Source organism: Massilia sp. SYSU DXS3249, from assembly GCF_053668055.1.
In genome coordinates this window covers 102,688-116,631 of the sequence record NZ_JBSIPX010000009.1, presented here as the reverse complement: position 1 = coordinate 116,631, position 13,944 = coordinate 102,688, and the positions used below count along the sequence as shown (strand labels likewise).

At 66.4% G+C, this 13,944-nt stretch carries 11 protein-coding genes; 6 read left to right on the top strand and 5 right to left on the bottom strand.

Translation table 11 applies throughout. From position 1 onward, the window contains the following. Window positions 1–78: 78 nt before the first annotated feature. The 5 genes from ACWCIA_RS12650 to apbC form a co-directional block, all read right to left on the bottom strand. Window positions 79–1,509 (bottom strand): aminotransferase class I/II-fold pyridoxal phosphate-dependent enzyme, encoded by a 1,431-nt coding sequence (locus tag ACWCIA_RS12650; RefSeq protein ID WP_454163734.1) that lies wholly within the window; start codon window positions 1,507–1,509, stop codon window positions 79–81. 42 nt (window positions 1,510–1,551) lie between these two features. Next, window positions 1,552–4,104: a diguanylate cyclase gene (locus ACWCIA_RS12645; protein ID WP_454163732.1), complete on the bottom strand. Its 2,553-nt coding sequence runs from the start codon at window positions 4,102–4,104 to the stop codon at window positions 1,552–1,554. A 219-nt stretch (window positions 4,105–4,323) separates the two neighbouring features. Beyond that, on the bottom strand, window positions 4,324–4,965 hold the full coding sequence (gene udk, locus ACWCIA_RS12640; RefSeq protein ID WP_454163730.1) for a uridine kinase: 642 nt from the start codon (window positions 4,963–4,965) through the stop codon (window positions 4,324–4,326). A 66-nt stretch (window positions 4,966–5,031) separates the two neighbouring features. Next, window positions 5,032–6,054 (bottom strand): RNA methyltransferase, encoded by a 1,023-nt coding sequence (locus tag ACWCIA_RS12635; RefSeq protein ID WP_454163728.1) that lies wholly within the window; start codon window positions 6,052–6,054, stop codon window positions 5,032–5,034. Window positions 6,055–6,170: 116 nt separating this feature from the next. Then, on the bottom strand, window positions 6,171–7,259 hold the full coding sequence (gene apbC / locus ACWCIA_RS12630; RefSeq protein WP_454163727.1) for an iron-sulfur cluster carrier protein ApbC: 1,089 nt from the start codon (window positions 7,257–7,259) through the stop codon (window positions 6,171–6,173). Between the two features lie 147 nt (window positions 7,260–7,406). Here apbC and metG point away from each other — a divergent pair, with 147 nt between their 5' ends. The 6 genes from metG to ACWCIA_RS12600 all read left to right on the top strand — a co-directional run bounded on the left by metG (window position 7,407) and on the right by ACWCIA_RS12600 (window position 13,922). Further along, the gene (gene metG, locus ACWCIA_RS12625; protein WP_454163726.1) at window positions 7,407–9,530 is read left to right on the top strand and encodes a methionine--tRNA ligase; all 2,124 of its coding nucleotides are present in this window, start codon (window positions 7,407–7,409) and stop codon (window positions 9,528–9,530) included. A gap of 144 nt (window positions 9,531–9,674) precedes the next feature. Beyond that, on the top strand, window positions 9,675–10,991 hold the full coding sequence (locus ACWCIA_RS12620) for an enoyl ACP reductase FabMG family protein (RefSeq protein ID WP_454163724.1): 1,317 nt from the start codon (window positions 9,675–9,677) through the stop codon (window positions 10,989–10,991). Between the two features lie 74 nt (window positions 10,992–11,065). Continuing rightward, complete coding sequence (locus tag ACWCIA_RS12615) at window positions 11,066–11,266, top strand: DUF3460 family protein (protein ID WP_454163722.1); 201 nt, start codon at window positions 11,066–11,068, stop codon at window positions 11,264–11,266. Window positions 11,267–11,278: 12 nt separating this feature from the next. Continuing rightward, on the top strand, window positions 11,279–12,160 hold the full coding sequence (locus tag ACWCIA_RS12610; protein WP_454163720.1) for a segregation and condensation protein A: 882 nt from the start codon (window positions 11,279–11,281) through the stop codon (window positions 12,158–12,160). A 43-nt stretch (window positions 12,161–12,203) separates the two neighbouring features. Continuing rightward, window positions 12,204–13,043, top strand: a complete 840-nt coding sequence (gene panC, locus ACWCIA_RS12605; protein WP_454163718.1) for a pantoate--beta-alanine ligase — start codon at window positions 12,204–12,206, stop codon at window positions 13,041–13,043. Window positions 13,044–13,166: 123 nt separating this feature from the next. Then, entirely contained in the window at window positions 13,167–13,922 is a 756-nt protein-coding gene (locus ACWCIA_RS12600) for a PilZ domain-containing protein (RefSeq protein WP_454163716.1), read from the top strand. Window positions 13,923–13,944: the final 22 nt, after the last annotated feature.

Sequence of the window (13,944 nt, the reverse complement as noted above, 5' to 3'; positions counted from 1 at the left end):
TAAAGCGGCTATTTTACCGCGATGCGCCCGGCGCAGGCGGCGCTTGCGCCTCTCCCTGCCCTGCCGCTTCGTTGCGCTTCAGCGACGGCGGCGCTCGTGGCTGGGCGGCGCGCCGGCCGGCTCCACCCCGAGCGCGGCGCCGGCGCCGGCCACCGCCGCGCCGATGCTGCGCGCCCCATGGCGCAACTGGGCCGGGCGGTGCGCGGCCGTCACCTGCAGGCGCAGGCGCGCCGTGCCCGCCGGGGCGGGATCGACCGCATCGTCCTGCAGCACCGGGGGCAAGCCGGCCGGCAGGTCGACGAACTCGCCGCCATCGACGAACACCCCTTCGCGCGCGAGGGTTCGACCGGCCAGGCGCGCCACCTGCTCGCTGCCGACCCACAGCGGCACGGTCGGCGCGGGCACCCCGAGGCAGCGCATCCCCGTCTCGGCCAAGTGTGCACGCAGCGTCAGGGCGTTGTGCAGCAGCGCCGCACGCAAGCTGTCTCCCTCCGTGCTGCGGACGATGCGCAGGGCCTCGAGCGCGCAGGCCGCTGCCACCGGCGACAGCGCGCTCGATGCCTGCCAGGGTCCGGCGAACACCTGTACCTGGCGCTTGAGCGCGCGCGAGCCGCTGGCCACGAAGCCGCCGTTGGCGGCAAAGGTCTTCGCCAGGCTGCCGAGCACGATGTCGACCTTGCCCAGCATCGCCTGCTCGCCCAGCGTGCCGCCGCCCCCGGGGCCGAGCGCGCCCAGGTCCTGGCCCGCGTCGACCAGCAGGGTGGCGCCGTACTCGCGGCACAGGTGATGCATCAGCGGCAGGTCCGGCTGGTCGGCATCCATCCCGAACAGGCCCTCGGTCACGACCAGGATGCCGTTCTCGGCATCGCGCGCCCGGATCGCCGCCAGGATCTCGCGCACGTGGCCGGTGTCGAGGTGGCGGTGCGGCACGACCTTGCGGGTGGCGGCCAGCGCGCCCTGGCGCAGCGCCGCGTTCGCCTGGGCGTCGAGCAGCACATAGTCGCGGCCGTGCACCAGCGCCGTGATGGCGCCGAAGGCCGCGCTCCAGCCGGACGGGAACAGGGTCACGTGTTCGAGCAGCAGCAGCGCGCCGAGCGCCGCCTCCAGCGCCAGCGACAGGCGGCCGTTGCCGAGCAGGCCGGCCGGCCCGGCGCTGTGCGGCCCGGCTTCGAGCAGGGCTGCAGCACCGGCCTCGCGCACCCCCGGGTGCGCCGCCAGCGCCAGCGCATCGTGCGAGGCGAAGTTGACGCCGCGGGTGGCCGTGCTGAAGGCCGCGCCCTCTTCCCGCACGCAGGCTTCGGGGGCGGGAGCGCCGGCTAGCATGCGCCCATGCTGCCACAGGCCGTGGGCGGCGCGCAGCGCGCACCAGTCGTCGAGCGCCTTCGCGCGGCGCAGCAGGTCCGGCCCGCGCGGCTGCGCGAAACCGGACACGCTGCCGCGCATGGCGCCGCAGGCCAGCAGGGCCTTGAGCTCGTCGCCGCCCTCGAAAACGATCGTGTCCTCGCGCACGGTGGTCTCCTCGAAAAAATGAAAGGTGAATACAAGGGCCGCTCAGGCCGGGACCGGCGCCGGCGCCGCCTGCCCTCCGGCCTCGGCCGCCTGGCGGGCCAGCAGCATGCTGATGCTTTCCGCCGGCAGCGGGCGATGGAACAGGTAGCCCTGGGCCTCGTCGCAGCGCATCGCGTCGAGGTCGGCCAGCTGCTCGGCCGTCTCGACGCATTCGGCGATCACTTTCAGCTCGAGCCGGTGCGCCATCGCCACGATCGTCTCGGCGATCGCATACGGCCGCGCGCGCAGGCTGGTGCCGAGGCGGCGCACGAACAGGCCGTCCATCTTGAGGATGTCGACCGGCAGCTCGGACAGGTAGTTCAGGCTCGAGTAGCCGGTGCCGAAGTCGTCGATCGACACCAGCACGCCGGCCGCGCGCAGTTCGCCCAGCACCTTGCGGTTGGCCTCGAGGTCGTCGATCAGCACGCCCTCGGTGATCTCGAGGTCGAGGCAGCCGCAGGGCAGCCCGGTGGCGGCGACGATCTCCATCACGCGCGCCGCGATTTTCGGCACGCGCAGCTGGCGCGCCGACAGGTTCACCGCCGTCTTCACGCCAGGCAGGCCGGCGTCGCGCCAGGCCCGGTTCTGGGCGCAGGCGGTGCGCAGCACCCAGTCGCCGATCGGCACGATCATGCCGGTTTCCTCGGCCAGCGGGATGAAGCGGCCCGGATCGATGCGCCCATAGACCGGATGCTGCCAGCGCAGCAGCGCTTCGACGCCGACGATGCGGCGCGTGGCCAGGTCGACCTGCGGCTGGTATTCGAGGAACAGCTGGCCGCGTGTGAGGGCGTCGCGCAGGCCGTTCTTGAGGGCGAGGCGCTCGCTCTTGGGCTGGCAGGCGGCACTCGAATACAGGTGGATGCTGTTCTCGCCCCAGGCACGGGCGCTGCGCATGGCGATGTCGGCGCGCTTGAGCAGTGCGTCGAGGTCGCAGTCCTCGGCCGGGTACAGGGCGATGCCGACCGACAGCGTGATGAAGCATTCGCGTTCGGCCACCGTCATCGGCAGGCCGAAGCGGTCGAGGATCTTTTCCGCCACCTGGCGCGCATCGCCCTCGCCGCCGAGGTCTTCCAGCAGGGCCACGAATTCGTCGCCGCTCCAGCGCGCCACCGTGTCGCAGTCGCGCAGGCAGCGCCGGATCACGGCGCCCGCCTGCACCAGCAGCGCGTCGCCGGCCTCGTAGCCGAGGGCGTCGTTGACTTCCTTGAAGCCGTTGATGTTCAGGAGCAGCAGCGCGACCAGGTGGCGGTTGCGGTCGGCGCGGTCCATCGCATGGCGCAGGCGGTCGCGCAGCAGGCGCCGGTTGAGCAGGCCCGTGAGCTGGTCGCAGTGCACGCTGTCGAGCATGCGCCCGACGCTCGCGCCAAGATCCTGTAGATCGGGAACCCCGGGTGCGCTGTCGCGCAGCGCAAGCGCACCCGGGTCCTCGTTCTGCCCGTGGCAGATGACCCGGTTGCGCCCGCTCGACTTGGCCAGGTAGAGCGCCTCGTCGGCGCGCCCGACGGTCAGGCCGATCGCCTCGCCCATGCGGTACTCGGCCACGCCGATCGACACCGTCAGCGCGATCTCGCTGCCCGCTTCCAGGCAGCGCAGCTTCTCGATGGCGTCGCGCACGCGCTCGGTCAGCACCAGGGCGTCGGAGGCGTAGGTCTCGGGCAGCATCAGCAGGAATTCCTCGCCGCCGTAGCGGCCGAAGCAGTCGCTGCCGCGCACCTGCCCCTGCACCGTGCGGGCGACGGCGCGCAGGACGGCGTCGCCGGCGCTGTGGCCGTAGGTGTCGTTGACGCGCTTGAAAAAGTCGATGTCGAGCAGGCACAGGCAAAACGCGCGGCCGTTGCGGTCGCTGCGTTCCTTTTCCTTTTCGATCAATCCCATCAGGTAGCGCCGGTTATGCACGCCGGTCAGTTCGTCGCGGATCGCCAGTTCGTTGATGGTGCCCAGCGCCTGCTCGAGCTTGACGAAGCCCTGGGTCTTGGTCATTTCGACCAGCAGGGCGAACACCAGCACCACGATGAACAGCCCCAGGTGGCAGGCCAGGTAGAGCAGCGCCATGTCCGACACCGGATGGCCAGGCAGGGCGTACCCCGCCCCCGGCAGCGCCCAGATCGCGATGGCGGCGATGCAGCTGAGCACCAGCCAGGACAGTGCGCTGGCGACGCCGCCCAGGAACATCGCCACCAGCGGCGGGGTGATCAGCCAGCTGGCGGTCGGCGCGCCGATTCCGCCCAGGTAATAGCTCAGCCACGTAAAGTTGAAGAACAGCGCGCACAGGAACAGTTCGCGCGCGGCCCGCACGCTGCCGGTGGCGCGCAGCAGCAGCGGCGAAGCGAGCATGCAGAGGCAGCACAGCAGGATCTCGACGGCCGCGGCGGGAAAGCCCAGCAGGTAATAGGCCAGCGCGTAGAACGGGCCCGCCGTGCCCGCCAGGAGCGCCGCGTTGACGACGTTTTCGGCCCGCGAACGGGCCGCCGCCGGCCCGTTCAGCGAGTCGGCGGGAATGAACCAATGGGTCGCGACCAGGTAGTGGTCGCTCCATCGCGCGCAGGTGCTGTTCATGTGTGTTCGGTCGGGCTTGAGGCAGCCCCGGCGAGTGAGTCCAAACGCCAGTGTAGGAAGCAAGTTTCCTACAGACCTTATTTTTAAGCAGAAACAAAGCCGAAAAGCATGCACCACGCTTGACGGCGGCGCGCGCAATGCCGGGCGCGGCTATCCCGCCGGCGCCCCCTGACGGCCAGGAAGCCGGTCCTGTTCATGGACCGCAGGCGCCGTGCCAGCTCAGGACCGCTTCAACTGGCCGATGACGCTCGCCACCTTGGTCGTGATCACGTCGACCGCCGGGCCATTCGCGCCGTGGGGCAGGATGACGTCGGCGTGGCGCTTGGTCGGCTCGATGAACTGTTTGTGCATCGGGCGTACCGTTTCCAGGTACTGGCCGACGATGCTCTCCGTCGTACGGCCGCGTTCGGCAATATCCCTTTGCATGCGGCGGATGAAGCGGACGTCGGCGGCGGTGTCGACGAAGATCTTCAGCGACATCATGCTGCGCAAGTCGGCGTCGTACAGGGCAAACAGGCCTTCGATCACGATGACCGGGGCTGGCTTGACGGGAATGGTCTTGTTCGAGCGGTTGTCGATCGTGAAGTCGTACTCCGGCATCTCGATCGCCTCGCCGTTGCGCAGGGCGCGGACGTGTTCTACCAGCAATGGCCAGTCGAAGGCCTCCGGGTGGTCGTAATTCTGCTTGCGGCGCACTTCCGGGGTGAGATCGGATTGGTCGCGGTAGTAATCGTCCTGCATCACGACCGAGACCATGTCGGCGCCGAACGACGCCAGCACCTGCTGGGTCACCGTCGACTTGCCGCTGCCGCTTCCGCCAGCGACGCCAATGACAAACGGGTGGTAAGAAATCTCATTCATCCGCCCATGATACCGGAGCGGCGAGCGAACCGACAGGGGCGGTTCCAAAATGCGGTGTCCGGCAGGCTACGGCAGAGGCGCGATCGCGATCGTCCGCCCCGCCCTCGCCCGCAACTGGCCGCAGCCGCCCTCCACGTCCTGCCCCGCCGAATCGCGCAGCTTGGTCAGCACGCCGCGCCCGTGCAGGTGGGCCGCGATCTCCCTGGCACGCTCCCAGCTCGGGCGGCGGAAGGCCAGGCTGGGGATCATGTTGTAGGGAATCATGTTCAGGATCGCGTACTTGCCGCGCAGTAGCGCGACGATGCCGTCGAGCTCGTCCTGGCCGTCGTTCACGCCCTCGAGCAGCGTCCACTGGTATTGGATCGGATAGCCGGAGAGGCGCGCATAGCGTTCGCCGAATTCGACCAGCTCGAGCGGCGCCAGCTTCGGCGCGCGCGGCAGCAGCTCGGCGCGCAAGGCCGGTTTCGTGGTGTGCAGGGACAGGGCCAGCGCCGGTTTTACACGCCCCAGCGGCAGGCGCTCGAAGACGCGCGGGTCGCCGACGGTAGAGAACACGAGATTTTTATGGGGGATGTTGCCCTCGACGCCCAGCAGCTCGATGGCTTCCAGCACATTGTCGAGGTTGTGGGCCGGCTCGCCCATGCCCATGAACACGACTTTCTTCACGGGACGGCGGGCACGCGCCAGCACCACCTGGGCGACGATTTCGCCGCTGCTCACCTGGCGCAGCAGCCCCTCGCGCCCGGTCATGCAGAAGGTGCAGCCGACCGCGCAGCCAACCTGGCTCGACACGCAGACGCCGTCGCGCGGCAGCAGCACGGTTTCGACCGCCTGGCCGTCGTTCAGCCCCACCAGCAGGCGGGCCGAGCCGTCTTCGGCCGGGTGCTCGCTGATGACGCGCGCCAGCCCGGCCAGCTCGGCGTCGAGCTGGGGCAGCGCTTCGCGTACGGGTTTCGGCAGGTAGTCGGCCGGACGGCGCCGGCCGCGTTCGTGCGGCGCGCCCTGTACCCAGTCGCGCAGGACGCGCGCCTGGTGTTCCGGCAGCGCGCCCAGGCTGGCCAGGCGCTCGCGGATGGCGCTAAGACGCATGCTCAATCAGTTACTGAGAGCGACTCACAAGCCCCGTGGCGAGGCGCATGCGTCGAAGACAGTACGCTGGTACGGCGAGACGCATGCAACGCAGCCATGGGGCTTGTTAGTCGCTCTCAGTCGTTCTTGACGACGATCGAAGGAAACTTGCTGGTCATGTCCTTCGCCTTCTCCGCGACCTTGACCGCCACCTTGCGCGCGATCTCTTTATAGACAGCAGACACGGCGCCGTCCGGATCGGCCACCACGGTCGGGCGGCCCGAGTCGGCCTGCTCGCGGATCGCCATCGTCAGCGGCAGCGCGCCGAGGAAGTCGACGCCGAAGTCCTCGCACATCTTCTCGCCGCCGCCCGCACCAAAAATGGCTTCGGTATGGCCGCAGTTCGAGCAGATGTGGGTGCTCATGTTTTCCACGACGCCGATGATCGGGATGCCGACCTTCTCGAACATCTTGAGGCCCTTGCGCGCGTCCAGCAGCGCGATGTCCTGCGGCGTGGTGACGATCACGGCGCCGGTGACCGGCACTTTTTGCGACAGGGTCAGCTGGATGTCGCCGGTGCCCGGCGGCATATCCACAATGAGGTAATCCAGGTCGCGCCAGTTGGTCTGGTCGAGCAGCTGCTGCAGGGCTTGCGTGACCATCGGGCCGCGCCAGACCATTGGCTCGTCCGGATCGATCATGAAGCCGATCGAGGATACCTGCACGCCGTGGTTTTCCAGGGGCTCCATGGTCTTGCCGTCCAGGCTTTCCGGACGCGCGTTAATGCCGAGCATGGTCGGTTGCGACGGTCCGTAGATGTCCGCGTCCAGCACGCCGACGCTGGCGCCCTCGGCGGCCAGGGCCAGGGCCAGGTTGACGGCCGTGGTCGACTTGCCGACGCCGCCCTTGCCCGAGGCCACGGCAATGATGTTCTTCACGTTCGGCATGACCTTCAGGCCGCGCTGCACGGCGTGCGACAGGATCTTGACCTGCACGCTGACGCTGACGTTGCCGACGCCGGGAATCGTTTTGACGCCGTTCACGACCGCCGCGCGCAGCGAAGCGATCTGGCTTTTGGCCGGGTAGCCCAGTTCCAGGTCCAATGCGACGTCGCCGCCGTCCACCTGGATGTTCTTGACCGATTTGGAGGACACGAAGTCCTTGCCCGTATTAGGATCGATGACCTTTGACAGTGCCGCCTTGACGTCGTCCGCAGTGATGCTCATGTGTTTCTCCGAATGTGATGGGCGCAGTGTAGCAAAAACGCAGGAAACTCTCTTGCCCTTCTGGCAAATCCCGGCCATACCCATTAAACACTTGGGACCTTCCGCTGGTAAAATGCCTTTTTTCCTTCCACTAATAGCGTTTCGACCATGACCCGCAAGCTGTTCGTCACTACCGCACTGCCCTACGCCAACGCCGCCTTCCACATCGGCCACATGATGGAATACATCCAGGCCGATATCTGGGTCCGCTTCCAGCGAATGCAGCGCGATGCGGACGGCCAGCGCCAGGTGCACTTCGTCTGCGCCGACGACACTCACGGCACGCCGATCATGATCGCCGCCGAGAAGGAAGGCATCACCCCGCAGGAATTCGTGGCAAAGATCGCCGCCGGCCGCGCCCAGTACCTGGACGGCTTCCACATCGCCTTCGATAACTGGTATTCGACCGACTCGCCGGAAAACGTCGAGCTGTCGCAGGGCATCTACCGCAAGCTGCGCGACGCCGGCCTGATCGTCACCAAGACCGTCGACCGCTTCTTCGACCCGGTCAAGGGCATGTTCCTGGCCGACCGCAACATCAAGGGCGAGTGCCCGAAGTGCGGCGCCAAGGACCAGTATGGCGACAACTGCGAAGTCTGCGGCGCCGCCTACCAGCCGACCGAACTGGTGAACCCGTTCTCGGTCTTCACCGGCTCGACCCCGGTGCTCAAACCTTCGGAGCAGTATTTCTTCAAGCTGTCCGACCCGCGCTGCTTCCACTTCCTCAAGGAGTGGCTGAACACGCCTGGCCGCCTGCAGTCCGAGATGGTCAATAAAGTCTCCGAGTGGCTGGGTGAATCCGGCGAAAAGCTGGCCGACTGGGATATCTCGCGCGACGCGCCCTACTTCGGCATCCCGATTCCTGACGCGCCGGGCAAGTTCTTCTATGTGTGGCTGGACGCGCCGGTCGGCTACCTGGCCTCGCTGAAGAATTACTTCGACAAGCAGGGCCTCGACTTCGAGGCCTTCCTGAAGGATCCGAACGCCGAGCAGGTTCACTTCATCGGCAAGGACATCGTTTCCTTCCACCTGCTGTTCTGGCCGGCGATGCTGAATTTCTCAGGCCACCCGATCATCGACAAGCTGAAGGTCGCGGTGCACGGCCACCTGACGGTCAACAACGAAAAGATGTCGAAGTCGCGCGGCACCGGCATTTCGCCGCTGCGCTACCTGGAACTGGGTATGAACCCGGAATGGCTGCGCTATTACCTGGCCTTCAAACTGAACTCGAAAGTCGAAGACCTCGACTTCAACGGCGAAGACTTCGTCGCCCGCGTCAACAGCGACCTGATCGGCAAGTACGTCAACATCGCCAGCCGCTGCGCCGGCTTCATCGCCAAGAAGTTCGACGGCAAGCTGGCATCGAACCTGTCGGATAACGCGAAGTCGTGGATTGCGCGCGCGCTGACCGTGGACGGCGCCGAGCGCCAGGCCAGCATCGCCGCCAGCTTCGAAGCCCGCGAATACGGCCGTGCGCTGCGCGAAATCATGGAGATCGCCGACGTCACGAACCAGTTCGTCGACGAGAACAAGCCATGGATCCTGGCCAAGGACGAGAGCAAGGTTGCCGAGCTGCACGAGGTGTGCACGGTCGCCCTGATCCTGTTCCGCCAGCTGACCATCATGCTGTCGCCGGTGCTGCCGCAAGTCGCCGCGCGCGTGTCCGAATTCCTGAACGACAAGGATGTCAGCTGGGCCGATACCCAGGGCGACGCCGTCTACAGCATGCTCGGCCGCACCATCGGCGCCTACAACCACCTGATGCAGCGCGTGGATGCGAAGATGGTCGAGAACCTGTTCGACAAGCCGGCCGCGCCTGCAATCGCAGCGCCCGCTGCCGCCGCCGCCCCGGTTGCTGAAGCCGGCGCAAGCGACATCGAGGAACTCGCCCCGGAAATCACCATCGACGACTTCACCAAGATCGACCTGCGCGTCGCCAAAATCGTCAACTGCGAACACGTCGAAGGCTCCAGCAAGCTGCTGCGCCTGACACTGGACGTGGGCGAAGGCCGCCACCGCAATGTGTTTTCGGGCATCAAGTCGGCCTATCAGCCGGAAGACCTGATCGGCAAACTCACGGTGCTGGTGGCCAACCTGGCGCCGCGCAAGATGAAGTTCGGCGTGTCGGAGGGCATGGTGCTGTGCGCATCAAGCGCCGACGAAAAGACCAACCCGGGCCTCTACTTGCTTGATCCGATGCCGGGCGCGACCCCGGGCATGCGGATTCGCTAAGCACATTCCCTCGCTGTTCCCTGCCCCGCAGGGAGCAGCCCCCGGGAGCCGTTTCCCGGGGCAATCGACGGCGTTATAATGCCGTTTTTTTGAAGAAACATGCGCCTGACGCCCCTTCAAACTCTTTGATAGGTAGCTAATAAAATGACCGAATTGACTCCCCTCCGCCACATCCCGCAAGCCAACGTGTTCCGCAAGGGCGACGTCTTCGTCCTGTTCGGCGAACTGTTCGGCCGCGGCTATGTGAACGGCCTGATCGATGAGGCACGCAAGGCGGGCATGACCATCGTCGGCATCACCGTCGGCCGCCGCGACGAGACCGGCGCCCTGCGCGCCCTGACCGCCGAAGAACATGCCGAAGCCGAAGAGAAGCTGGGCGGGCGCATCATCAACGTGCCGCTGATGGCCGGCTTCGACATGGATGCGCCGGAAGGCGAGCAGAATCCGACCGAAATGCTGTCGGGTATCACCCTGAAGAGCTGGCAGGAAGACAAGCTGGACTGGGAAAAGATCGAGCGCTGCCGCGACGCCGGCGTGCGCCGTTTCACCACCTCGGCCGCCCAGGTGATGGGCGAGATCGACAAGCTGGTCCCGGAAGGCGCGAACGTCTTCTTCGCCCACACCATGGCCGGCGGCATCCCGAAGATCAAGGCCTTCCTGGCCATCGCCAACCGCATCTATAAAGGCCGCGGCGAGCGCTTCATGTCTTCGCGCGCCCTGCTCGACAGCGACCTGGGCAAGCTGATCCTGATGAACTTCGACGAAGTCAGCGCCAACACGCTGAAATACCTGATCGATGCCTCGGCGCCGATCCGCGAGCGCGTGACCAGGGCCGGCGGCGAAGTGCGCTACACGGCCTACGGCTACCACGGCACCGAGATCCTGATCGGCGGCGAATACCAGTGGCAGACCTACACGAATTACACCCAGGGCTACGCCAAGATGCGCCTGGAAAGCATCGCCCAGGCGGCCTGGGGCCAGGGCGTCCTGGCCACCGTCTTCAACTGCCCGGAAATCCGCACCAACTCGTCGGACATCTTCGTCGGCGTCGAGCTGTCGCTCTTCCCGCTGCTGACGGCACTCAAGAAGGAAGGCGGCGGAGAATGGGCCGACCAGCAATGGCAGATCTGCCAGGACCTGCTGGGCGAAGGCACCTCGCTGCAGTCGCTGCTCGACCAGATCGAGCAGTACAACAACGACGCGACCAGCGCCCAGTTCCGTAACTTCGAAGCCTGGCCGATGGACAACACCCCGGCCCTGGCCGACGTGATGATCGGCACCTCGGAAGCCATCACCGCCCTGCACAAGGACAGGAAGGCCCTGATCACCGACCACCTGTCCTCGCTGGTGCTGGAAGGCGCGGGCCCGCTGATGTTCCATGGCGCATCCGAAAAGATTGCACCGGTGCTGTGGCTGAACCACGACATCATCGCTCGCCAACTGAACGCGCTGCACCCTTAAACCTTGACGCCGGGAGGCCGTGGGCAGAACAATCTGCCTCGCCGTCCCGGCATCTCTTTTTTCAGACTAAAACAATGCCTAAATTCACCGGTTACGTATCCGACCATACCAAGTTCATCGATGAACTGAAAACCAAGACCCCTGGCATGGAACAGCGCCAGCAAGAAGGCCGCTCCCTGCTGTGGGACAAGGCACCGATCTCGCTCGAAGAAGAAGAGCGCGTCAAGCAATCGCGCCTGCGCCAGGCTGCCTATCCGTACCAGAGCAAGTTCTAAAGGCCGACGGGCATGATGCCGGAACAGGTCGCGCCGGATGGGCCGGCCGCCAGTGCGATCGACGACGGTGCCCTGCCGTCCGATCCCTCCGGCCTCGACGCCGCGGCAGCCACGGTGGAAGCAACTGCGCGCCTCTACGGCGAGCCGCTGCTGCGCATGCCCAACGACCTGTACATCCCGCCCGACGCCCTCGAGATCTTCCTCGACGCCTTCGAAGGGCCGCTCGACCTGCTGCTCTACCTGATCCGCAAGCAGAACTTCAATATCCTCGACATCCCGATGGCGCAGGTGACCCTGCAATACCTGGAATACGTCGAGCAGATCCGCAAGAGCAACCTGGAACTGGCGGCCGAGTACCTGTTGATGGCCGCGATGCTCATCGAGATCAAGTCGCGCATGCTGCTTCCCAAGCGGCAGGACGACCTGGTCGAGGATGTCGGCGACCCGCGGGCCGAACTGGTGCGCCGCCTGCTGGAGTACGAGCAGATCAAGCTGGCCGCCGTGCAACTGGGCGCCCTGCCCCAGGAAGGACGCGATTTCCAGCGTCCCTCGCTCACGGTCGAGCAGAGCCTGACGCCGGTGCTGCCGCAGGTCGACCCGCACGATCTGCAGCGCGCCTGGCTCGACGTGATCCGGCGCGCCAAGCTGACCCAGCACCACCGCATCGGGCGCCAGGAGCTGTCCGTGCGCGAGCACATGTCGGCCATCCTGCGCACCCTGCAATCGCAGCGCTTCGTCGAGTTCGGCGAGCTGTTCGCGGGCTCGGCGTCGGTGCCGATCGTGGTCGTCCATTTTGTCGCCCTGCTCGAGCTGGCCAAGGAAACCCTGGTCGAAATTACCCAGGCCGAACCGTTCGCGCCGATTTATGTAAGACTGGCTTACTCGCCGGCATAAGCTGGCGCACAAGCCATGTGCACCCAACCTACGCATCCAACCCATGAAAATCATTACGACCATTGAGGAACTGCGCGACCAGATGCGCGGCCAGCTGCGCACCGCTTTCGTGCCGACGATGGGCAACCTGCACGAAGGCCACCTGTCGCTGATGCGCCTGGCGCGCAAGCACGGCGACCCGGTGGTGGCCTCCATCTTCGTCAACCGCCTGCAGTTCGGCCCGAACGAAGACTTCGACAAATACCCGCGCACCTTCCAGGCCGACGTCGAGAAGCTGGAAAAGGAAGGCGTATATGTGCTGTTCGCGCCGACCGAGAAGGACCTGTATCCGGAGCCGCAGGAATACCGCGTGCAGCCCCCTGACGCCCTCGGCAATACCCTGGAAGGCGAATTCCGCCCGGGTTTCTTCGGCGGCGTCTGCACGGTCGTCACGAAACTTTTCTCCTGCGTGCAGCCGCGCGTGGCCGTGTTCGGCAAGAAGGATTACCAGCAGTTGATGATCGTGCGTAACATGGCGCGCCAGTTCGCCCTGCCGACCGAAATCATCGGCGCCGAAACCTACCGTGCCGAAGACGGCCTGGCCCTGTCCTCGCGCAACATGTACCTGTCGCCCGAGGAGCGCGCCGAGGCGCCGGCCCTGCACCAGGGCCTGAACTTCGTCGCGAACGAGATCCGCGGCGGCCACCTTGACCTGTTCTCGGTCGAGCGCGAGGCGATGGCGCAACTGTCAGCACGCGGCTGGAAGCCGGACTACATCTCGGTGCGCAAGCGCGCCGACCTGCAGCCGCCCTCGGCCGGCGACCTGGCCGAAGGCGCACCGCTGGTCGTGCTCGCAGCGGCCAAGCTCGGCACCACCCGCCTGATCGACAACCTGGAAATCTGACCCGGGGAACTGCTGCCTTTTTGCAAATCGTTCTTGACGTTTTGCAACGGCATGCGCGGCGGGCTATACTGCCGGCTGCCCGGCGCTCAGGCCGGGCAGCTTTCCCCAGCAAGGACCGCCGCCGTGACCGATTCCCCTTCCCGTCCGCCCCGCAAGGGCTCGCCTCGCCCCAGCGACCAGCTGGCGCGCATCGGCCCGGACCTGTCGCCGCACGCCATGTGCGACCCCTACGACATCGGCGAAACCTTCACTGCACTGGCCGCGTCTGGCGAGCCGCTGACCATCTACCCCGAGGGACAGGCTGAACCGATGCTGGCGCGCATCGAATCGGTCGATCCGGAAGAACCCCATTTCGTGCTCGACCTCGTCGGCGAGTTCGGGATTCCCCCCGGCCGCGCGACCTTCGTCGCGGCGCTGGGCGGCAACGCCAAGCTGCAATTCGACCTGGAGAGCGACTGGACAGCCCTGTCCGGCCAGCAGAACCTGGTCCCGGCCGTCTTCCCGGAAACCTGCCTGGTCCTGAACCGGCGCGCCGCACCGCGCCTCGACACCCCCATCAACGGCAATTACGCCGCCACCTTCACGCTGCTCAACAAGCAGTTCGAACTGCCCTTGTGCGACTACTCGACGGGCGGCGTCGGCCTGCGCGCCTCGCCCGACCAGGCGGCCGAGCTGTATCTCGGGCGCAAGCTCAAAAGCGTGCGCCTCCAGCTGGGGCCAGCGCTCTCCATCGTTGCCGATCTGGAAATCCGCCTCCTGCGCCCTTTCCGCAGCTTCCTGCTGGGCGAGCAGGTACAGATCGGCTGCAGCATCGACAATATCGAGATGCAGATGCAGCAGTCGCTGGAGCGGCTGGTGACGAGCAGCCGCAAGCGCTAGCAGGGCCGGGTCCGGCCATGCC

What these genes read in the sequence shown, in the direction of transcription:
- ACWCIA_RS12645 (WP_454163732.1), bottom strand. Translation starts at nt 4,104, where the DNA reads ATGAACAGCACCTGCGCGCGATGGAGCGACCACTACCTGGTCGCGACC.
- udk (WP_454163730.1), bottom strand. Translation starts at nt 4,965, where the DNA reads ATGAATGAGATTTCTTACCACCCGTTTGTCATTGGCGTCGCTGGCGGA.
- ACWCIA_RS12635 (WP_454163728.1), bottom strand. Translation starts at nt 6,054, where the DNA reads ATGCGTCTTAGCGCCATCCGCGAGCGCCTGGCCAGCCTGGGCGCGCTG.
- apbC (WP_454163727.1), bottom strand. Translation starts at nt 7,259, where the DNA reads ATGAGCATCACTGCGGACGACGTCAAGGCGGCACTGTCAAAGGTCATC.
- metG (WP_454163726.1), top strand. Translation starts at nt 7,407, where the DNA reads ATGACCCGCAAGCTGTTCGTCACTACCGCACTGCCCTACGCCAACGCC.
- ACWCIA_RS12620 (WP_454163724.1), top strand. Translation starts at nt 9,675, where the DNA reads ATGACCGAATTGACTCCCCTCCGCCACATCCCGCAAGCCAACGTGTTC.
- ACWCIA_RS12615 (WP_454163722.1), top strand. Translation starts at nt 11,066, where the DNA reads ATGCCTAAATTCACCGGTTACGTATCCGACCATACCAAGTTCATCGAT.
- ACWCIA_RS12610 (WP_454163720.1), top strand. Translation starts at nt 11,279, where the DNA reads ATGATGCCGGAACAGGTCGCGCCGGATGGGCCGGCCGCCAGTGCGATC.
- panC (WP_454163718.1), top strand. Translation starts at nt 12,204, where the DNA reads ATGAAAATCATTACGACCATTGAGGAACTGCGCGACCAGATGCGCGGC.